Below are 19764 nucleotides of genomic sequence, written 5' to 3' on the forward strand. Positions count from 1 at the left end.
GCGGATAGCCGCTGTGTCGCTCAATATACGTTTATGTACTTTTTCGGCCAGTACAGTGCTGCGGGGAGTTCGCCATGACGCAGAGCACCACTTCCACCTCCTCGGTGCCCCCGCTCCCCTCCCCCAAGGAGCGGCGCAGACTGCGCGAGGCGAAGGCCATGACCGAGAAGCAGGTCGCGGTCGCGCTGGGGGTCACCCAGACGACGGTCCGGGCCTGGGAGACCGGGCGTACGGCTCCGCAGGGGCGCAAGCGCGAGGCGTACGCCCGGCTGCTGGCGGCGTACGCGGCGGAACTCGACGAGAAGAAGCGCGCCAAGCGGAAGAAGCGGTCGAAGAATTCGGGGAACTCAAAAGACTCGGGCAACTCGCCGAACGCCGCAGCGGAGAAGCCGACGAAGCAGTCGGCGGCGGCTCCCACGAAGGCGTTGGAGTCGGAGACCGAGACCGACACCGAGACCGCCGCGGCCCCCTCCCTCCAGGAGATCCTCCCCGGCGAGCCCGCCCCCTCCCGCAAGAAGCCGCTCAGCCGCCGCCCGGTCCGCGCGGTCGAGGCCGACAGCCGCTCCCGGCAGAACGCCCAGCGCCGCAAGGAGAAAGCCGAGGCCCTCGCCGGGGCCGCCGCAGCCGAGGCCGCGAAGCTCACGCCCGCCCAGGCGTTCGACGAGCTGTACGCGTACGCCTCCCCCGCGCTCGTACGCCAGACGTATCTGCTCACCGGGCGCCGCACCCTCGCCCAGGAGTCCGTCGAGCGCGCCTTCCATCTGGCCTGGCACCGGTGGCCCGAGGTCGCCGTCGACCGCGATCCCGCCGGCTGGGTGCGGGGGGCGGCGTACGACTACGCGACATCGCCCTGGCACCGGTTCCGCCGCGCCCACCGGCATCCGGACCCGCCCAACGGCGCGCGCGAGGGGCGCGCGCTGCGCCGGGCGCTGCTCGACCTGCCGCCGATGTACCGGCGCACGCTGCTGCTCTACGACGGTCTGGGGCTCGACCTGCCCGAGACGGCCGCCGAGACCGAGGCCACCACACCGGCCGCCGCGAACCGGCTGCTGCACGCGCGCGAGGCGGTGACCGAGCAGTTGCCCGACCTCGGCGACGCGCAAGTCCTGCACGAGAGGTTGCGGGAGCTGACGGAGACGGTGTCCGCGCCGGCGGTCGCGAGCGCGTCCGTCGTACGGCTGGGCAGCGAGCGCCGCGCCAAGTTCTGGACGCGCGCCGCCATCGCCGTCACCGTGCTGATCATCGGGGCGACGGCCTACACGGTCGTCACGGCGCCGAGGCAGTACGAGCCGACGCCCGCGCCCGGCCAGCGAGTTGGCGGCGTCCCGGCGCCGATGGGGCCGCAGAAGCTGACCAAGCAGGACCTGAAACTGCGCGCCAAACTCCGCGCCGTGCCGCTGAACGGGCCGGAGCGGCTGCTGCCCCGGATCCCCTGACGGCCACGGCCTTGTCGGGCGACGACAACGCGCGTGGGCCCGCACCACCTGAAAGGTGCGGGCCCACGCGCGTTGTGCGGCGGTACAACTGCCGTACTCCGTACGACCGTACCGCCAAGGGTCAGCCCGCGAGAATGGCTCGGGCGAGACCGGCCGTCTCGGTCGGCGTCTTGCCGACCTTGACGCCCGCGGCCTCAAGGGCCTCCTTCTTGGCCGCCGCGGTGCCCGACGAGCCGGAGACGATGGCGCCGGCGTGGCCCATCGTCTTGCCCTCGGGCGCCGTGAAGCCCGCGACGTAGCCGACGACCGGCTTGGTCACGTGCTTGGCGATGAAGTCGGCCGCGCGCTCCTCGGCGTCGCCGCCGATCTCGCCGATCATCACGATGAGGTCGGTGTCGGGGTCGGCCTCGAACGCCTCAAGGGCGTCGATGTGCGTCGTACCGATGACCGGGTCGCCGCCGATGCCGATGGCGGACGAGAAGCCGATGTCACGCAGCTCGTACATCATCTGGTAGGTCAGCGTGCCGGACTTGGACACGAGACCGATGCGGCCGGGCTTGGTGATGTCGCCCGGGATGATGCCGGCGTTGGACTGGCCGGGCGTGATGAGACCGGGGCAGTTCGGGCCGATGATCCGGGTCTTGTTGCCCTTGCTCGACGCGTACGCCCAGAAGGCGGCGGAGTCGTGCACCGCGATGCCCTCGGTGATGACGACGGCGAGACCGATCTCGGCGTCGATGGCCTCGACGACGGCGGCCTTGGCGTGGGCCGGCGGCACGAAGAGGACGGACACGTTGGCGCCGGTCTTCTCGATCGCTTCCTTGACGGAGCCGAAGACCGGGACGTCGGTGCCGTCGAAGTCGACGGACGTGCCGGCCTTGCGCGGGTTGACTCCGCCGACGATGTTGGTGCCGTCAGCGAGCATGAGCTTGGTGTGCTTCATGCCGGTGGCACCGGTCATCCCCTGGACGATGACCTTGCTTTCCTTGGTCAGGAAAATAGCCATGGTGTTGGTGACCTTTACCTTTACTTCGCAGCCGCGAGCTCGGCGGCCTTGTCGGCCGCGCCGTCCATGGTGTCCACACGCTGTACGAGCGGGTGGTTGGCGTCCGAGAGGATCTTGCGACCCAGCTCCGCGTTGTTGCCGTCGAGGCGCACGACCAGGGGCTTGCTGACCGTCTCGCCCTTGGACTTGAGCAGCTCCAGGGCCTGGACGATGCCGTTGGCGACCTCGTCGCACGCGGTGATGCCGCCGAAGACGTTGACGAAGACGGACTTGACGTCCGGGTCGCCGAGGATGATCTCCAGGCCGTTCGCCATGACCTCGGCCGACGCGCCGCCGCCGATGTCGAGGAAGTTGGCGGGCTTCACGCCGCCGTGGGCCTCGCCCGCGTACGCGACGACGTCGAGGGTGCTCATGACGAGCCCGGCGCCGTTGCCGATGATGCCGACCTCGCCGTCGAGCTTGACGTAGTTGAGGTTCTTGGCCTTGGCGGCGGCTTCGAGGGGGTTGGCCGCGGCCTTGTCCTCAAGAGCCTCGTGGTCGGGCTGGCGGAAGTCGGCGTTCTCGTCGAGCGAGACCTTGCCGTCCAGCGCGATGATCTTGCCGTCACCGGACTTGATCAGCGGGTTGACCTCGACGAGCAGGGCGTCTTCCTTGATGAAGACGGTCCACAGCTGCTGGAGGACGTCGGCGACCTGGCCGGCGATCTCGGCCGGGAACTTCGCCGCGGCGACGATCTCGGCGGCCTTCTCCGGGGTGCAGCCCTCGTTGGCGTCGACCGGGATCTTGGCGAGCGCGTCGGGGTTCTCCTCGGCGACGACCTCGATCTCCACGCCGCCCTCGACGGAGGCCATGGCCAGGAAGGTGCGGTTGGTGCGGTCGAGGAGGAAGGAGACGTAGTACTCCTCCGCGATGTCCGCGGTCTGGGCCAGCATCACCTTGTGGACCGTGTGGCCCTTGATGTCCATGCCCAGAATGGCGTCTGCCTTGGCGACCGCGTCGGCCGGGTCGGAGGCCAGCTTCACGCCGCCGGCCTTGCCTCGGCCGCCGACCTTGACCTGCGCCTTGACGACAGCCTTGCCGCCGAGACGCGTCGTCACCTCGCGCGCCGCCTCAGGCGTTTCGATGACTTCACCGGCCAGCACCGGTACACCGTGCTTGGCGAAGAGGTCCCTCGCCTGGTACTCGAACAGGTCCACGCGCGTCCGTCCCTTGTCTGTCTTCTAAGATTCGCAGTGATCGCGGTTCGTAATCTGCGTGGGCGTGCCGCGATGGGCAACGTGACTGCACTTGTCACAAGGAAGGCGCAGAGGGAGTCCCGGAGCGCGGCATGTCCGTCTCGCAGGTTATCCCCGTGGGCGGTGGACCCCTAAATCACAGATCACCCCTGAGCGGTGATACCTGTCACAGACACACTCCGAGCGCCCCGGCTACGCCGTGTCCGGTATCGGTAGGGGTCGCTTCTCGATCGCCGCGGCCATCACTTCCGGGAACAGGTCCGGGGTGCAGGCGAAGGCCGGTGCGCCGAGTGCGGCCAGCGCCGCCGCGTGGTCGCGGTCGTAGGCGGGCGCGCCCTCGTCGGACAGCGCGAGCAGTGCCACGAACTGCACGCCGGACGCCTTCATCGCGGCGACCCGCTTCAGCATCTCGTTCCGGATGCCGCCCTCGTAGAGGTCGCTGATCAGTACGACGACGGTGTCGGCGGGGCGGGTGATCCGCGACTGGCAGTAGGCGAGCGCGCGGTTGATGTCGGTGCCGCCGCCGAGCTGGGTGCCGAACAGGACGTCGACCGGGTCGTCCAGTTGGTCGGTGAGGTCGACGACGGCGGTGTCGAAGACGACGAGGCGGGTGGAGAGGGAGCGCATCGAGGCGAGGACGGCGCCGAAGACGGAGGCGTAGACGACGGACGCCGCCATCGAACCGGACTGGTCGATGCAGAGGACGACCTCCTTCTTCACGGACTGCGAGGCGCGGCCGTATCCGATGAGGCGTTCGGGGACGATCGTGCCGTACTCCGGCAGGTAGTTCTTGAGGTTCGCGCGGATCGTGCGGTCCCAGTCGATGTCCCGGTGGCGCGGCCGGTTGATCCGCGCGGAGCGGTCGAGGGCGCCGGTGAGCGTGGCCCGGGTGCGGGTGGCGAGCCGCTTCTCGATGTCGGCGACGACCTTCCGTACGACGGCGCGCGCCGTCTCCTTGGTCGTCTCGGGCATGGCCTTGTTGAGCGAGAGGAGCGTGCCGACGAGATGGACGTCCGCCTCGACGGCCTCCAGCATCTCCGGTTCGAGCAGGAGCGCGGAGAGTCCGAGGCGCTGGATCGCGTCGCGCTGCATGACCTGCACGACGGAGCTGGGGAAGTACGTCCGGATGTCGCCGAGCCAGCGGGCGACCGAGGGGGCGGAGGCGCCGAGTCCCGCGGAGCGGCTGCCGCCACCCTTCCTGGGCGCACCGGTGCCGCCGCCTCCGTAGAGAGCGGTCAACGCGCCGTCCATCGCCGCGTCCTGGCCGGTGAGCGAGCGTCCGGTGCCGTCGGCGGAGTCGCCGCCGAGGACCAGCCGCCAGCGCCTCAGCCGCTCGTCGGCCGCGTTGTCGGCCCTGCTGCCGCCCGTGCTGCCGGCCGTGTTGTCGGTCGCGCTGTCGGTCGCGTCGTCCGTCGTCGTCCCGGCCGTGGTCATCGGGCCACCCCCGCAAGGTCGTTGTCGTTGTCGTGCTCGACCGCCGTGGATCCGCCGAGGAGCAGGCGCAGGACCGGGAGGACCGCGTCCGCGCGGGTCTCGTCGACGGCGGCTCCGAAGCCGGGGATCCCCGCCTCGGCACGGTCGGGCCGCGCGCCGCCCCCCGCCGGTCCGCGCCGGACCAACTCGCCGAGCGTGCGGCGCACTCCGGGCTCGTACGCGGAGAACGTACGGCGCAGCAGGGGCAGTACGTCGGTGAACGAGCCGTCCGGCACCCCGGTCAGCCAGGTGTCCACGAGGGCCAGCAGCCGTTCGTCGTGGACCAGGAGCATGCCGCCGCCGGACGCTCCTCCGACGAACCCCTCGATCCAGGCCGCCGCGTCGGCCGGCGGGGTGCCGGGCGACAGGGCGAGGCCCATGAGGCGCGCGGCCTCGTCCTCGGGGAGGCGCCCGTCGTCCAGGAGCAGCCGGGCGGACCGGCCCCGGATGACGCCGGGCGCGGTGTCCCGCGCGGCCAGTTTGCGCAGCACGGCGACCCAGCGCCCGGCCAGATCCCCGGCGGGGCGGTCGGCGGCGTCGGGCAGGAGTCCGATCGCGGTGTGGACGCTGTCGAGATGGCCGCGCATCTCGGCCGCGCCGTCCGCGTCGAGCGCGGCGCAGGCGGGCGGCAGTCCGACACAGATCCGCTCGGCGAGCCCGGCGGCGACCTCGCCGAGCGCCGCCGTGTCGGTGGACCGTACGTCTCCGTAGCGCAGCGAGCGCGCGAGCGCGGGCAGTGCCTGGGCGAGGTGGCCGACGTCGGCGTCGAGCGCGGCGCGGTCCGCGAGGGCCTTCATCACCACCGGCAGCGCGTCGGTCAGTTCGGCCAGGAGGCACTGCTCGGCGAGGGCCGTGACCTCGGAGAGCGCGGTCGCCGACACCGCCTGCGACTCGGCCTTGGCGGTGGCCGCCGAGAGGACCGTGGTGCCCCAGACCCCGGCCTCGGCGACCCGTACGTACAACTCGGGCTCCCAGCGCAGCCGCCAGCTCTCGCGGAACGTGCCCGTGCTGCCGCGGCCCGCGGCCGGTTCGCCCCAGCCGATGCCGAGCAGCCGCAGCCGGTGCAGCATCCGGCTCCGGCCCGCGTCGATCTCCTTACGGAGGTCGAGGTCCAGCTCGCGCTCCAGCGCTTCCGGCTTCAGCCGCAGCGAGCGCTGGAGCCGGGTCAGATCGCGCTGCAGCGGCACGGCGGGCGCGGAGTCGGGGACCTCGCCCAGGACGTCCCCGACGATGAGCCGGTCCCTGATGAGCCCGAGCGGCACGTCGGACCCGTCGCACATGACGGCACGGATCGCGTCGGTCGTCTCGGTGAGTCCGGCGAGCGGCCGGCCGCGCATGGTGGCCAGGGTCTCGGCGAGCCGGACGGCCTCGATGACATGGGCGGAGGAGACGGGCTGGTCCTCCTCGCGCAGCAGACCGGCGACCTTGGTCATCCAGCGCGTCACGGGGCGGTCGGGTGCGCCGAAGAGGTGTCCGTACCAACCGGGAGAGTCGATGCCGGCGCCGTAACCGCTGTGCCGGGCCAGCCTCTGGTGGGTCCAGGGCACCCAGGTCAGCTCGGACCTGACCTTGGGCAGTCCCTTGAGGAGCGCGCGGTCGGCGGTGGCCGTGGTCGTCCCCGTGTCGAGCGCGGGCACGTGCCAGGCGCCGCAGACGACGGCGACCCGGTCGTCGCCGAACTCCTTTCGTGCGGCGCGGAGTTGGATCCGCATGTACGCCTCGCGGACCAGGTCACGCCGGTGCCCGCCGTCGCCGTACTCCTCGCGCAGGGCGCCCATCGCCTCGCCGACGGCGGCGAACGGCGCGAACGGGTCGTCGGCGGCCGTGCTTCCTCGGTGCTCCACGACGTCTTCCCACCACCGCTCGGCGTCGTCGTATCCGGCGGCTTCGGCGAGGACGGCGAGCGGATCGATCCGCAACGCCCTGGCTGAGGCGCCGTGTTCGGGCTCGGGCTCGGGGCGCGTCTCGCCGTCCGTCGCCTCGTCCCCGCCCTCGTTCCCGTCCGTGTACGCGAGCGAGTGCGTCGCGGGAAGGTCGATGAAGCGGACCGGGACGTCGTGGGCGAGGGCCCAGCGGATCGCGACCCACTCCGGGGAGAACTCGGCCAGCGGCCAGAACGCCGCGCGCCCCGGGTCGTCCACGGCGTGGGCGAGCAGCGCGACGGGCGGGCGCATCTGGGGATCGCCCGCGAGGGCCACCAACGCGTCGCCCTCGGGCGGGCCTTCGATGAGGACGGCCGACGGCGACGCCGCGTCGAGCGCGGCCCGTACGGCACGGGCGGAGCCGGGCCCGTGGTGGCGGACGCCGAGCAGCAACGGCCCGCTCCCGGCCGGCCGGGACGAGGGCGCGTCCGTGTCGCGGACCGGCGTCGTCATGCGCCGGCCTCTCGGCAGGCGCGGTAGAAGTCCTTCCAGCCGTCCCGCTCGCGCACGACCGTTTCCACGTACTCCTGCCAGATGACCCGGTCGGCCGCCGGGTCGCGGACGACGGCACCGAGGATGCCGGACGCGACGTCGCCGGGGCGCAGCACGCCGTCGCCGAAGTGCGCCGCCAGGGCGAGGCCGTTGGTGACGACGGAGATCGCCTCGGCCGTGGAGAGCGTCCCGGACGGGGACTTGATCTTCGTACGGCCGTCGGCCGTGACGCCGTCGCGCAGCTCGCGGAAGACCGTGACGACCCGGCGGATCTCGGCGATGCCTTCGAGACCGCCCGGCAGGTCGAGCGAGCGGCCGATCTGGTCGACGCGCCGCGAGACGATGTCGACCTCCGCCTCGGCGGTGGCGGGCAGCGGCAGGACGACGGTGTTGAAGCGGCGCCGCAGCGCGCTCGACAGGTCGTTGATGCCCCGGTCGCGGTCGTTGGCGGTGGCGATCACGTTGAACCCGCGGACGGCCTGGATCTCCTGCCCCAACTCCGGGACGGGCAGGGTCTTCTCGGACAGGATCGTGATGAGCGAGTCCTGCACGTCGGCCGGGATACGGGTCAGCTCCTCGACCCGGGCGGTCATGCCTTCCGCCATGGCGCGCATGACGGGGCTGGACACGAGCGCGTCCCGGCTCGGGCCGTGGGCGAGCAGCTGCGCGTAGTTCCACCCGTATCGGATGGCCTCCTCGGGCGTACCGGCCGTCCCCTGCACCAGCAGCGTCGAGTCACCGCTGACGGCGGCGGCCAGATGCTCGGAGACCCAGGTCTTGGCGGTGCCGGGCACGCCGAGGAGAAGCAGTGCGCGGTCGGTGGCGAGGGTGGTGACGGCGACCTCGATGATCCTGCGCGGGCCCACGTACTTCGGCGTGATGACCGTGCCGTCGGGGAGCGTGCCGCCGAGGAGATACGTCGCGACCGCCCAGGGCGAGAGGCGCCACCTGGCCGGCCGGGGCCGGTCGTCGGCGGCGGCGAGCGCAGCCAGTTCGTCGGCGAAGGCGTCCTCGGCGTGCGGTCGCAGGACCTCGGCACCGACGGTCCCGCCGACCGGCTCGGCGGCTGTCTCGGCGGTCGGCGCACTCGTTTCGGGCATGGTCATGGATCCCCCTCCAGATCGTTCGACCGGGTACGGGTTCCACGGTGCACCATGCCACTGACAATCGGCCGTTTCCGCAGGTCGGGGCCGATTGTCAGTGGCGGCGCCTAACGTCGTGGGCATGGATGAAGCGGGGGTGCGCTGGACGACGGAGCAGGTGCTGGCCCTGGCGCCTGACGACGCGTCACGCAAGGCGGGGGTCAGGCTGAGCGCGGCCGGACCGTGGTCGGACGCGGGCAGCAGCGGCGAGGGGGCCGTGTGGGGTCTGTGCAAGGGGAGCGGGAAGAAGCCGTATCAGACGGTGATAGATACGAAGGGCCCGGCGTACAAGTGCAGTTGCCCGAGCCGGAAGTTCCCGTGCAAGCACGCGCTGGGGCTGCTGCTGCTCTGGGCGGCCGAGGGGACCGCCGCCGTCCGGACGGTCGCGGACGTGGGGGACGGGGCGGCGCCCGACTGGGCGGAGGAGTGGCTGGGGGGCCGCAGGCAGCGGAGAGAGGAGCAGGGGGAGAAAGCGAAGGAGGAGGCCGGCGGGGTGGCCAGGCAGGCCGACCCGGAGGCGGCCAGGCGCCGGGCGGAGCGCAGGGCGGCCCGGATCACGGGCGGGGCGCAGGAGCTTGAGCAGCGGCTGACGGATCTGCTGCGCGGGGGGCTGGCGGCGGCCGAGCAGTCGGGATACGGGCTGTGGGAGGAGACGGCCGCGCGCATGGTGGACGCGCAGGCGCCCGGACTGGCGGCGAGGGTGCGGGAGTTGGGCGCGATCCCGGGCTCGGGGGCGGGCTGGCCGGTGCGGCTGCTCGAAGAGTCGGCGCTGCTGCATCTGCTGGATCAGGGCTGGCTGGGGATCGACCGGCTGCCCGCGGACCTGGCCACGACGGTCCGTACGCGGGTGGGTCTCCCCTCCCCCGCCGACGGCCCGCCGGTGAAGGACCACTGGCTGGTCCTCGCGCAGTACGACACGTCGGACGGCAAGATCACCACGCGCCGGATCTGGCTGTACGGGCGGGAGTCGGGGCGTACGGCGCTGGTGCTGGGGTTCGGCGCGGCGGGCCGTTCGCCTGGGCCGGCGCTGCCGGTGGGCCTGGTGATCGAGGCGGAGCTGGCGCCGCACGCGGGGGCGGGGCAGTTGCGCGCCGATCTGAGCGAGGAGGTGGGCATTCCCGAGCCGACCGGGACACCCCCACCGGGCGGGACGACCACGGCGGCTGTGGAGGCGTACGGCTCGGCGCTGCGGGAGGACCCGTGGCTGGACTCCTGGCCGGTGACGCTGACCGACGTCATACCTGTCCCGGACGGGGACGGTTGGCAACTGGCCGACGCGGACGGGGAGTCGGCCCTGCCGATCACGCCGTCGTCGCCGGCGCGACCGGGCCTGTGGAAGCTGGTGGCGCTGTCGGGGGGCGGCTCGCTGACGGTGTTCGGCGAATGCGGCCATCGCGGCTTCACCCCACTCGCGGCGTGGTCGGCGGACTCGCCGGAGACGGTCCGGCTGACATGACCAGTCCCTGGTGTCGGGTTCGTCGCCGTGAAGACGACCCCGCCACGTCAAGCCCGTCCGGCGATTGAGGACAAGCGCGGCCCACGGGCCGCGCAACCCGGCCGACGCTCCGGGACCGCCTCGCCACGGCCCGTCCCCTATCTATACGTATACGGAGGCATCCGATGACCCTCACCGCCCCCTGGGAAGACCTCGTCACATCCGCCCTCCTCGGTACCGACCGCCGCACCCCGCCCGCCGAGATCATGGCTCCCGGCCAGGACGCGCCCGTCGCGCTGCTGGACGCCGCCGCGCTCCACACGCTGCGGCGGCGCGCCGGACTGCTCCCGGCGCGCGCCGCCGCCCGGCCGGAGCCGGCGCCGCGCGACGAACGCCGCGAACTGCCGGAGCCCGCGCGCCGGCGCCTGTCCCAGTTGCTGGCCGACCGCTCGGCCCCCGCCGGTACGGGCGGCAGGCGCGGTACGACCCCTGATCTCACCGAACTGCTCCCCCAGTGGCTCACCGCCGCCAACGACCACGGGTACCGCGCCCCCGCCGCCGCGCTGCCCGCGCTGCTCGACGCCGCGCGCGGGCGCAACGATCTGCGGCCGCACGCCCTCGCGTTCGCCGGACCGCGCGGCCTCTGGCTCGCGCGCTTCAACCCGGACTGGAAGTTCGCCCTGCGCGGCGCCTCCGGCAGCGCCGTCCTGCCCGGCGCCCAGGACCCCGAAGGGGTACGGCAGTTGTGGGAGCAGGGGCTGTTCGCCGAGCGGGTCGCGCTGCTGGCGGCCGTACGCGCGCGGGATCCGGACGCGGCGCGGGCGCTGCTGGCCACGACCTGGCCGACGGAGCGCGCCGAGGACCGGCTGATGTTCCTCGACTCGCTGCGTGCCGGACTGTCCGACCTCGACGAGCCTTTCCTTGAAGAAGCGCTCTCCGACCGCAGCCGCAATGTCCGCGCGACCGCCGCGGAGTTGCTGTCCGCGCTGCCGAACTCGGCGCTGGCCGCGCGGATGGCGGCGCGGGCGGCGACGTGCGTGAGCCTGGACCGCACCGGCGGCCCCACGGGGCCGACCGTCATCGTCGAGGCGCCGCACGAGTGCGACGCGGCCATGCAGCGCGACGGGGTGAGCCCGACACCGCCCAGCGGCCGGGGCGAACGGTCTTGGTGGCTCGGCCAGTTGGTGGAGGCGACACCGCTGTCGGTCTGGCCGGAGCGGCTCGGGGACCGTACGCCCGAGGACATCGTCACACTGCCGGTCCTGGACGACTGGACGGACGAACTGCACGCGGCGTGGTGCCGCGCGGCCGTCCGCCAGCGCGACGGCCACTGGGCGCGCGCCCTGCTGGGCCCGCCCGCCGCGTCCCCGGCCACCGGCCCGGGGGCGTCGTCCCTCGCGGAGCGGGCGAAGCTGCTCGCCACCCTGCCGGTGTCGGAACGGGCTTCCTGGGTGGCCGAGTTCATAGCGGCCCACGGTCTGTCGGAGGCGTTCCAGCTCCTCGGCGTCTGCGCGGTGCCGTGGTCCGGGCCGCTGGGCCGCGCGGTCGTCGACGCGCTCGACATCGCGCGGGACGGCGGGAGTTACCCGTGGAGCTTCAGCGGCGTGATGGGCCTCGCCGAACGCTGCCTGGACCCCGCGGAGGCGCCCCGCCTGGACATCCTCACCGCCACCCCGGACGAATCGGAGGGCGCGTCACCGGGCGCGGGCGGCTACTGGTCGGAGGCGTTCCAGCGCCTGGTCTCCACGCTGCGGCTGCGCGCCGCGATGATGTCGGAGCTGTCGGAGCTGACGGAGCTGTCCGAGCTGGCGGAGCTGACGGACGAGCCCGAGCCGCCGGGGACGGGCCCAGTGAGCCCGTCCGGCGCCTGAGGACAGAAATATCAGGGCCTACGCACCGGCCGGCTGTCGGACGTTCGCGTTCACCCAGTCCACGATCGACGTCGTCGTCGCGCCCGGCGTGAAGATCGCCGCCACGCCCTTCTCCTTCAGCGGCGCGATGTCCGCCTCCGGGATGATGCCGCCGCCGAAGACCTTGATGTCCAGCGCGTCGTGCTGCTCCAGGAGGTCTATGACCTTCGCGAACAGCGTGTTGTGCGCGCCGGACAGGATCGACAGACCGATCGCGTCGGCGTCCTCCTGGATCGCGGTGTCCACGATCTGCTCGGGCGTCTGGTGCAGCCCGGTGTAGATGACCTCCATACCCGCATCCCGCAACGCTCGCGCGATGACCTTGGCCCCGCGATCGTGGCCGTCGAGACCCGGTTTTGCCACCACCACACGGATCGGACCGGTCACACCCATCACTGCCTCCACATACCGACTTCGTCGTCATTGGCACGGGTCCCCGTACCGGCGAGGGACGGAGAGGTGAACGAACGTTATCCCCAGCATCTCGCACGCTGCTGTTTCGCGGTGGCCGGGGAGGGGGAAATCACACATTGGGACATGTTCACTCTGCGTCGTGCCGGCCCCACCCGGCACGGGAGCCGCAAGGGAGTCGCTTCCCGTGTGGCGTAGGGAGGTAGGTCAATGAAGATCCCGCCTTTCGCCGAGCTTTTCTCGCCTTTTCCGTCCGTAGTGCGACGGCCGGCGGCCTGGGAGCTGCCCGTCACGCTCCTGCGGGCCTCAGTCCTGGAGATGGCGATCCTCGCCGGTCATCTGGTCCTCTATCCGGGTGGCATCGCCAAGGAGCGCCCGGCACCGGAGCTGCCTCCCGAGGCAGCCACACTGCCCACCGAGGGCCGCTCCCGGCCGCCTGTCCTGCTCCTGCACGGCTTCGTGGACAACCGGTCCGTCTTCGTCCTGCTGCGCCGCTCACTGGCCCGGCATGGCTGGCGCCATCTCGAATCGCTCAATTTCTCGCCCCTGACCAGCGACATCCGGCTGGCGGCCGAGGTGCTGGGTCAGCACATCGAGGAGGTCTGCGCCCGTACGGGGCACCGCGAGGTCGACATCGTCGGCCACAGCCTGGGCGGCCTGATCGCCCGGTATTACGTACAGCGACTGGGCGGCGACGTACGGGTACGGACGCTGGTCACCATGGGCACGCCCCACGCGGGCACCGCCGCCATCCCGCTCGCGAGCGCGCACCCCGTCGTCCGGCAGATGCGGCCCGGCTCGGACCTGATCGAGGAGCTGCGGGAGCCGGCGCCCGGCTGCCGGACCCGGTTCGTCAGCTTCTGGAGCGATCTCGACCAGGTCATGTCACCGGTGGAGGCGGCCCGCGTCGAGCATCCGGACCTCATCGCGCAGAACGTGGGCGTGACCGGTATCGGCCACCTCGCCCTGCCCGTGCACCCGGCCGTCGCCGCCGGGATCCGGTACGTGCTGGAGCACGACGACGCGGCGGAGCTGTCGGAGACGCAGCTCGCCGAAGCGGCCGAATGGATGGGAAGCGGTACAGAACGGGCGGGGGACCAGGCCGACGGCGCGATATCGGTGGCGTGAGGACCCGAGAAGGGCGGACGAGGGTGAGTCAGGGCGGCCGACGGTCCAAACATCGGCATCGAAATAGGTTGCGCCCACATCCGATTCGATGTCGGTTCGACACCTCACCGACACCCTAGAAATCGAACGCCTCTCGAACGTAGGGCCAAAGGTGTGCCCGCCCTCCGCCGAAAGACGGCCGAATGCCCGTTTCCAGAGCGCCCGGAAGCCGCCGAAGATTGTCGCCGTCGCATACCGCCGGGTACAGTCGCGGCCACTGCTTTCCCTTCTGGGTCCCACCGTTCCTCAAGACGGCCCCAGAAGCCTGGTTCTGCTGCCGAGGCGAGAGAGAAGTTGGTGAACGACCAGCACCCCCACGCCGGATACGCCGCCCACGACGGCTATTCCACAGGCAGCTTCGACAGTGACCCGCTCTTCGGCGCGCTTCCGGGCACGAGCCCGGTGGGCACGGTCACTTACGAGGCGGACCACAGCGGCAGTTACGACTCGGCGCAGTGGAACGCGGGTTACGACCCCTACGCGACCCAGGCGCCGCAAGCACCCCAGGTTCAGTACGAGGCGTACGACGCGTACGCGGCACAGGCCCAGCAGTCCCAACAGCCCATGCAGTCGTACGACACGACCGGGCAGTGGGACGCCAACGCCTGGAACGAGGCCAACCAGGCGGCCAGTTACGGATATGACGCGACCGGCCTGAACACCCCGGCCGACCAGTGGGCGGCCCCCGTGGCCGACACCGGCGCGTACGACGCCACCGCGTGGAACTCGGGAGCGTCGGCCATACAGCCGGACGTACCGTTCCAGGCCGATGCCGAGGCCCAGGCTCCGTACTACGGCGACACCGCGACGTACGACAGCGCGACGTACGAGTCAGGGACGTACGAGTCGGGGGCGTACGAGCCCGCCGCCTACGAACCGGCCGCGTACGAGCCCGAGGTCGAGCACCAGCACGAACCCGAGTACGAGCAGGCGGAGTTCACGCCGGCCGAGTTCGCACAGTCGGAGTACGAGCAGCCCGAATACGAGCAGCCCGCGTACGAGACCGAGCACGAGTACGACACGCCCGGTCCGGAGCCTGAACAGGTGTCGGAATCGGCGCTCGACGCCGAGTCGGACCATTCCGAACACGCGGACCAACTCGTCGGGGCCGCGGCCACCGTCACCGCCGCGACCATCACCCCCCGCCCCGTCCGCCGGGCGGCCGGCGGCAGCCGCAGCAGGCGCCGTACACCGGCGAAGCGTTCGGCTCTGCTCACCGTCGCCGTCCCCTCCGCCTGTGTGATGGGCGTCGCCGGCATCGCCGCCGCCTCGGTCGGCGGACTCGGCGCCGAGGAGACCAAGGACGACTCGACCACGCTCACCGCCTCGGACGCGGCAGCGGTCAAGCCCGCCGCGGTGAACAACAAGCTCGACACCCAACTCGCCGCTCTCGACGCCGACGCACGAGACTTCGGGGACCGCGCCAGCCGCACCCAGGAGCGCATCGACCTCAAGGAACGTCAGGCGGAGGAGAAGAAGAAGCGCGACGCGCTGGCCGCGGCCAAGGAGGCCGCCCGCCCCAAGTTCGCCATCCCCGTCGCGAATCACGCGCTCAGCGCCTACTACGGCCAGGCCGGCGTCAACTGGATGTCGATGCACACGGGCATCGACTTCCCCGTCGCGTACGGCACGCCGGTGATGGCAGCGACGGACGGCACCGTCCGTACCCAATGGAACGGCGCCTACGGCAACATGGCGATCGTCACCGCCGCCGACGGCACCGAGACCTGGTACTGCCACCTCAGCAGCACGAAGATCCGCTCCGGCTCCGTCAAGGCCGGTGACGAGATCGCGTACTCGGGGAACTCGGGCAACTCCACCGGCCCGCACCTGCACTTCGAGGTACGGCCGGGCGGCGGCTCGGCGATCGACCCGCTGTCCTGGTTGCGCAGCCACGGGCTCAACATCTAGCAGACGACCCGGCTTCGGCGCGGCGGGCCTCGTTCTCAGCGGCCCGCCGCACTCGTGTGTCCTCCGCGCTTCTACAGCTTGTCGACCGGCGCGTACCGCAGCAGCAGCCGCTTCGGCTTGGAGTCGCCGAAGTCGATCGTCGCCTGCGCGTCGGCGCCCGACCCCGTCACCGTGACGACCGTCCCGAGCCCGAACTGGTCGTGCGTGACCCGGTCCCCCACCGCGAGCGAGATGACCGGCTTCTCGGTCGCGCGCCGGGTGGCGAAGCCCGCCGGGCCCGAGCGTGAGCGGGACGAGGACAGCGAGGACGTGATCCCCGACGTCGGTCCGGCCGGCGCGGCCATCGGGCCGGTGCGCTTCCACTGCAGATACTCGCCCGGAATCTCCTCCAGGAAGCGCGACGGCGGATTGTACGAGGGCTGGCCCCACGCGCTGCGCATCGAGGACCGGGTGAGGTAGAGCCGCTCGCGGGCGCGCGTGATGCCGACGTACGCCAGCCTGCGCTCCTCCTCCAACTCCTTGGCCTGGCCCAGCGCCCGCATGTGCGGGAAGACGCCGTCCTCCATGCCCGTCAGGAAGACGACGGGGAACTCCAGGCCCTTCGCCGTGTGCAGCGTCATCAGCGTGATGACACCGGAGCCGTCCTCGTCCTCGTCGGGGATCTGGTCGGAGTCGGCGACGAGCGCGACCCGCTCCAGGAACTCGGCGAGAGTGCCGGACGTGGTCACGGCGGGCGCGTCCGCGTCGGCAGCCGCCTCGTCCGCGTCGGCCCCGGCGTCCGCGTCCGCGCTCGTACCGGCGTCGGCAGTCGCGTCCGTGGCCGCTGTCGCGTCCGCCCCCGCCGCCTGAGCCCTCTCCTGCTCGAACTCCAGCGCCACGGCGGCCAGTTCCTGCAAGTTCTCGATCCGCGTCTCGTCCTGCGGGTCGGTCGACGCCTGCAACTCCGCCAGATACCCGGTCCGTTCCAGCACGGCCTCCAGGACCGTCGCCGGGCCGGCGCCGGACTCGACGACCGTACGCAGCTCCTCCATCAGCGTGTTGAAGCGCTTCACCGCGTTCGACGAGCGGGCCGCCATGCCGTACGCCTCGTCCACCCGGCGCAGCGCCTGCGCGAAGGAGATCTTCTCCCGCGCCGAGAGCGCGTCGATCATCGCCTCGGCGCGGTCGCCGATACCGCGCTTGGGCACGTTCAGAATCCGGCGCAGCGGGACGCTGTCCTCCGGATTGGCGAGCACCCGCAGATAGGCCAGCACGTCGCGGACCTCCTTGCGCTCGTAGAAGCGCACGCCGCCGACGACCTTGTAGGGCAGGCCGACGCGGATGAAGATCTCTTCGAAGACACGTGACTGCGCGTTCGTCCGGTAGAAGACGGCGACGTCGCCCGCCTTGGCCTCCGACGCGTCCGTCATGCGGTCGATCTCGTCGGCGACGAACTGCGCCTCGTCGTGCTCGGTGTCGGCCACGTACCCGATGATCTGGGCGCCCGCTCCCGCGTTCGTCCAGAGGTTCTTGGGACGCCGGCTCTCGTTGCGCTCGATGACCGCGTTGGCCGCGCTGAGGATCGTCTGCGTGGAGCGGTAGTTCTGCTCCAGCAGGATCGTCGTGGCGTTCGGATAGTCCTCCTCGAACTGGAGGATGTTACGGATCGTGGCGCCCCGGAACGCGTAGATGGACTGGTCGGCGTCACCGACGACGCACAGCTCGGCCGGGTCGTGCCCCTCGCCGGAGGGACCGACCAGCTCGCGCACCAGGGTGTACTGCGCGTGGTTGGTGTCCTGGTACTCGTCCACCAGGACGTGGCGGAAGCGGCGGCGGTAGTGCTCGGCGACGTCCGGGAACGCCTGGAGCAGATGGACCGTCGTCATGATGATGTCGTCGAAGTCCAGGGCGTTGGCCTCGCGCAGCCTCGCCTGGTACATCCGGTACGCCTCGGCCAGCGTCTTCTCGAAGGGGTCCGTGGCCTGACCGGCGAAGGTCTCCTCGTCGATCAGCTCGTTCTTCAGATTCGAGATCTTGGCGCTGAACGACTTCGGGGGGTGCCGCTTGGGGTCGAGGTCCAGATCGCGGCAGACCAGGGCCATGAGCCGCTTGGAGTCGGCCGCGTCGTAGATCGAGAACGAGGACGTGAAGCCGAGCCGCTTCGACTCGCGGCGCAGGATTCGCACGCAGGCGCTGTGGAACGTCATCACCCACATGGCGTTCGCGCGCGGTCCGACGAGCTGCTCGACGCGCTCCTTCATCTCGCCCGCGGCCTTGTTGGTGAACGTGATCGCCAGTATTTCGCCCGGGTGCACACTGCGGGTCCCCAGCAGATGCGCGATCCGATGGGTCAGCACCCGGGTCTTGCCCGAGCCGGCGCCGGCCACGATGAGCAGCGGCGATCCGGTGTGTACGACGGCGGCGCGCTGCTCGTCGTTCAGCCCTTCGAGCAGCGCCGCCGGGTCCACGACCGTGCGCGGCGCACCGTCGCGGTGGTACGGATCCCGGGGCGGGGGCACGTCGAACTTCCCTCCGAAGAGATCGTCGGGCACCTGCTCCGGCGCGGTGTCCTCGGGCGGCGGCGGGGGCTCCTCGGCCGAGGGCTGGAGGTCCGCCAGGAAGCTGTCGTCAAAGAGGCTGCTCATCGCTTCCTGAGTCTAGGGTGCCGCACTGACAGCCAACCGCCACATGGCCTCGCGGGGGTCCGGGCGACCGTTTTCGGAAGTGCCCACGACCGTTTATGCGAAAGGTCACGAAAATGTATCGGGCATATCGGCCATCAACCTTCACAGCGGCACCACAGATTGGCTAGCGTGCTCGCCGAGGCGGTCCGTACTCCATCGGCGATCAGCGCCAAGCGGGCGGCCTGCGCCGAATCCGGGCTTCCCCGAAGGGAGTTCGGAACCGGGGACCCACCATGTTCGACCGGGGTGAATCGGGCCGTACTCCCAGGCCCGTAGGGCAGCCTTCCGTTCCGCCCGAACCCGACAGCTAACCCGGTAGGCGGTCCACGGAAGGAGATGCCGACCTTGGCGTCGCATCGCAAATCGCGCACCCGCACCGGGGTGCGCGCGAACACACCGGCCGTCGGTTTCACGACGGCCGCGCTCGCCTCGGTCACGCTGCTCTCGACGCAGAGCGCCACCGCCGCGCCCACCGAGCCCAAGCCCTCGGTCGAAGAGGTGCAGAAGAAGGTCGACGACCTGTACCGGCAGGCCGGTACGGCGACGCAGCAGTACAACAAGGCGAAGGAAGCGACCGACACCCAGCGCAAGTCGGTCGAGCGGGTCCTGGACGACGTGGCCAAGAGCGCCGACAACGTGAACGAGGCGCGGCGCTCCCTCGGTACGTATGCGGCGGCGCAGTACCGCGCGGGCGCGGTCGGTCCCACGGCAGCCCTGATGTTCGCCGACAGCCCGGAGTCGTACTTCGAACAGACCCAGCTGATGGACCGGCTGACCGACCGCCAGCAGGAGGCCGTCGAGGACTTCCAGAAGGAGCAGCGGTCCGCGGCCAAGCAGCGCGCCAAGGCGACGAAGAGCCTGGAGACGCTCACGGAGTCGCAGGACTCGCTCAAGGCGGGCAAGCAGAAGGTCCAGAACAAGCTCGCGGCGGCGCGGTCGCTGCTGTCGGAGCTGACGGCCGAGGAGAAGGCGCGGCTCGCCGCGCTGGAGCTGAAGAAGGAACAGGAGGCGCGCCGCAAGGCCGAGGCGAAGGCCAAGGAGGAGGCCGCGGAGCGCAAGCGCCAGGAGGAGGCGCGGGAGAAGGAGCAGCCGCCCGCGACCGGCGGCGGCACGGGCACGGACACCGGCACGGGCTCGGGGACCACGGACGGTACGTACGCGGCCAAGGCCGAGAAGGTCCTCGCCTTCGCCCGCGACCAGATCGGCAAGCCGTACGTGTGGGGCGCCACCGGCCCCAGCAGTTACGACTGCTCGGGGCTGACGGCCGCGGCCTGGAAGGCGGCGGGCGTGCAGCTGCCGCGTACGACCTGGGACCAGGTGAAGGTCGGCAAGCGCGTCGCCACGGCGGACCTGCTCCCCGGCGACCTGGTGTTCTTCTACGACGACATCAGCCACGTCGGCATATACAAGGGCGACGGCAAGATGATCCACGCCCCGAAGCCGGGCGCGAACGTCCGCGAGGAGTCGATCTACTACATGCCGATCTACGGCAGCGTACGCCCGGCCTGACCACCGCCCGGGCCCCTGTCTGTGGGCCGCGCCGACCGGGACGGTCTCGTCC

The 19764-nt window shown here is 71.4% G+C and carries 13 protein-coding genes and 1 riboswitch; of the genes, 6 read left to right on the top strand and 7 right to left on the bottom strand.

From position 1 onward, the window contains the following. The first annotated feature begins 74 nt into the window (after positions 1 to 74). Positions 75 to 1436, top strand: a complete 1362-nt coding sequence (locus ACFT9I_RS18135) for a helix-turn-helix domain-containing protein (RefSeq protein WP_382565293.1) — start codon at positions 75 to 77, stop codon at positions 1434 to 1436. Positions 1437 to 1557: 121 nt separating this feature from the next. On the opposite strand, the gene sucD is transcribed toward ACFT9I_RS18135, so the two are convergent. The 5 genes from sucD to ACFT9I_RS18160 all read right to left on the bottom strand — a co-directional run bounded on the left by sucD (position 1558) and on the right by ACFT9I_RS18160 (position 8670). After that, a complete protein-coding gene (gene sucD, locus ACFT9I_RS18140; protein WP_382565295.1) occupies positions 1558 to 2442 on the bottom strand; it encodes a succinate--CoA ligase subunit alpha in 885 nt (294 codons plus the stop codon). A gap of 20 nt (positions 2443 to 2462) precedes the next feature. Continuing rightward, entirely contained in the window at positions 2463 to 3638 is a 1176-nt protein-coding gene (gene sucC, locus ACFT9I_RS18145; RefSeq protein ID WP_382565297.1) for an ADP-forming succinate--CoA ligase subunit beta, read from the bottom strand. A gap of 231 nt (positions 3639 to 3869) precedes the next feature. Then, on the bottom strand, positions 3870 to 5111 hold the full coding sequence (locus ACFT9I_RS18150) for a VWA domain-containing protein (protein ID WP_382565298.1): 1242 nt from the start codon (positions 5109 to 5111) through the stop codon (positions 3870 to 3872). Continuing rightward, positions 5108 to 7525, bottom strand: a complete 2418-nt coding sequence (locus ACFT9I_RS18155; protein ID WP_382565300.1) for a DUF5682 family protein — start codon at positions 7523 to 7525, stop codon at positions 5108 to 5110. Before ACFT9I_RS18155 ends, ACFT9I_RS18150 begins: the two co-directional genes overlap by 4 nt. Further along, positions 7522 to 8670, bottom strand: a complete 1149-nt coding sequence (locus ACFT9I_RS18160) for an AAA family ATPase (RefSeq protein ID WP_382565302.1) — start codon at positions 8668 to 8670, stop codon at positions 7522 to 7524. Before ACFT9I_RS18160 ends, ACFT9I_RS18155 begins: the two co-directional genes overlap by 4 nt. 118 nt (positions 8671 to 8788) lie before the next feature. On the opposite strand from ACFT9I_RS18160, the gene ACFT9I_RS18165 reads away from it, so the two are divergent. Together ACFT9I_RS18165 and ACFT9I_RS18170 are read left to right on the top strand one after the other, a co-directional pair. Then, entirely contained in the window at positions 8789 to 10162 is a 1374-nt protein-coding gene (locus tag ACFT9I_RS18165) for an SWIM zinc finger family protein (RefSeq protein ID WP_382565303.1), read from the top strand. Positions 10163 to 10326: 164 nt separating this feature from the next. After that, the gene (locus ACFT9I_RS18170) at positions 10327 to 12012 is read left to right on the top strand and encodes a DUF5691 domain-containing protein (RefSeq protein WP_382565305.1); all 1686 of its coding nucleotides are present in this window, start codon (positions 10327 to 10329) and stop codon (positions 12010 to 12012) included. Positions 12013 to 12030: 18 nt separating this feature from the next. Here ACFT9I_RS18170 and ACFT9I_RS18175 read toward each other — a convergent pair whose 3' ends face one another. Continuing rightward, positions 12031 to 12444, bottom strand: coding sequence for a cobalamin B12-binding domain-containing protein (locus tag ACFT9I_RS18175; protein WP_023539238.1), 414 nt, complete (start codon positions 12442 to 12444; stop codon positions 12031 to 12033). A 228-nt stretch (positions 12445 to 12672) separates the two neighbouring features. Between ACFT9I_RS18175 and ACFT9I_RS18180 the strand changes: the two genes are divergently transcribed. Both ACFT9I_RS18180 and ACFT9I_RS18185 read left to right on the top strand, forming a co-directional pair. After that, positions 12673 to 13590 (top strand): lipase family alpha/beta hydrolase, encoded by a 918-nt coding sequence (locus ACFT9I_RS18180; RefSeq protein ID WP_382565308.1) that lies wholly within the window; start codon positions 12673 to 12675, stop codon positions 13588 to 13590. Positions 13591 to 13926: 336 nt separating this feature from the next. Next, positions 13927 to 15540 carry a peptidoglycan DD-metalloendopeptidase family protein gene (locus ACFT9I_RS18185; RefSeq protein ID WP_382565309.1) on the top strand — a complete coding sequence of 538 codons (1614 nt, stop codon included), beginning with the start codon at positions 13927 to 13929 and terminating at the stop codon, positions 15538 to 15540. Positions 15541 to 15611: 71 nt separating this feature from the next. Here the strand turns inward: ACFT9I_RS18185 and ACFT9I_RS18190 are convergent, their stop codons facing one another. Next, entirely contained in the window at positions 15612 to 18164 is a 2553-nt protein-coding gene (locus ACFT9I_RS18190; RefSeq protein ID WP_382565311.1) for an ATP-dependent DNA helicase, read from the bottom strand. Between the two features lie 214 nt (positions 18165 to 18378). Continuing rightward, a riboswitch (cyclic di-AMP (ydaO/yuaA leader) is annotated at positions 18379 to 18541 on the top strand. Between ACFT9I_RS18190 and ACFT9I_RS18195 the strand changes: the two genes are divergently transcribed. Then, complete coding sequence (locus tag ACFT9I_RS18195; RefSeq protein WP_382565313.1) at positions 18540 to 19712, top strand: NlpC/P60 family protein; 1173 nt, start codon at positions 18540 to 18542, stop codon at positions 19710 to 19712. It overlaps the preceding riboswitch by 2 nt. Positions 19713 to 19764 lie beyond the last annotated feature (52 nt).

The sequence above is a fragment of the Streptomyces sp. NPDC057137 genome, assembly GCF_042670825.1.
Taxonomy (GTDB): Bacteria; Actinomycetota; Actinomycetes; order Streptomycetales; family Streptomycetaceae; genus Streptomyces.

Excerpts from the sequence above, each read along its gene's own strand:
- ACFT9I_RS18135 (WP_382565293.1), top strand. The coding sequence starts at position 75 with ATGACGCAGAGCACCACTTCCACCTCCTCGGTGCCCCCGCTCCCCTCC.
- sucD (WP_382565295.1), bottom strand. The coding sequence starts at position 2,442 with ATGGCTATTTTCCTGACCAAGGAAAGCAAGGTCATCGTCCAGGGGATG.
- ACFT9I_RS18150 (WP_382565298.1), bottom strand. The coding sequence starts at position 5,111 with ATGACCACGGCCGGGACGACGACGGACGACGCGACCGACAGCGCGACC.
- ACFT9I_RS18155 (WP_382565300.1), bottom strand. The coding sequence starts at position 7,525 with ATGACGACGCCGGTCCGCGACACGGACGCGCCCTCGTCCCGGCCGGCC.
- ACFT9I_RS18160 (WP_382565302.1), bottom strand. The coding sequence starts at position 8,670 with ATGACCATGCCCGAAACGAGTGCGCCGACCGCCGAGACAGCCGCCGAG.
- ACFT9I_RS18165 (WP_382565303.1), top strand. The coding sequence starts at position 8,789 with ATGGATGAAGCGGGGGTGCGCTGGACGACGGAGCAGGTGCTGGCCCTG.
- ACFT9I_RS18170 (WP_382565305.1), top strand. The coding sequence starts at position 10,327 with ATGACCCTCACCGCCCCCTGGGAAGACCTCGTCACATCCGCCCTCCTC.
- ACFT9I_RS18175 (WP_023539238.1), bottom strand. The coding sequence starts at position 12,444 with ATGGGTGTGACCGGTCCGATCCGTGTGGTGGTGGCAAAACCGGGTCTC.
- ACFT9I_RS18180 (WP_382565308.1), top strand. The coding sequence starts at position 12,673 with ATGAAGATCCCGCCTTTCGCCGAGCTTTTCTCGCCTTTTCCGTCCGTA.
- ACFT9I_RS18190 (WP_382565311.1), bottom strand. The coding sequence starts at position 18,164 with ATGAGCAGCCTCTTTGACGACAGCTTCCTGGCGGACCTCCAGCCCTCG.
- ACFT9I_RS18195 (WP_382565313.1), top strand. The coding sequence starts at position 18,540 with ATGCCGACCTTGGCGTCGCATCGCAAATCGCGCACCCGCACCGGGGTG.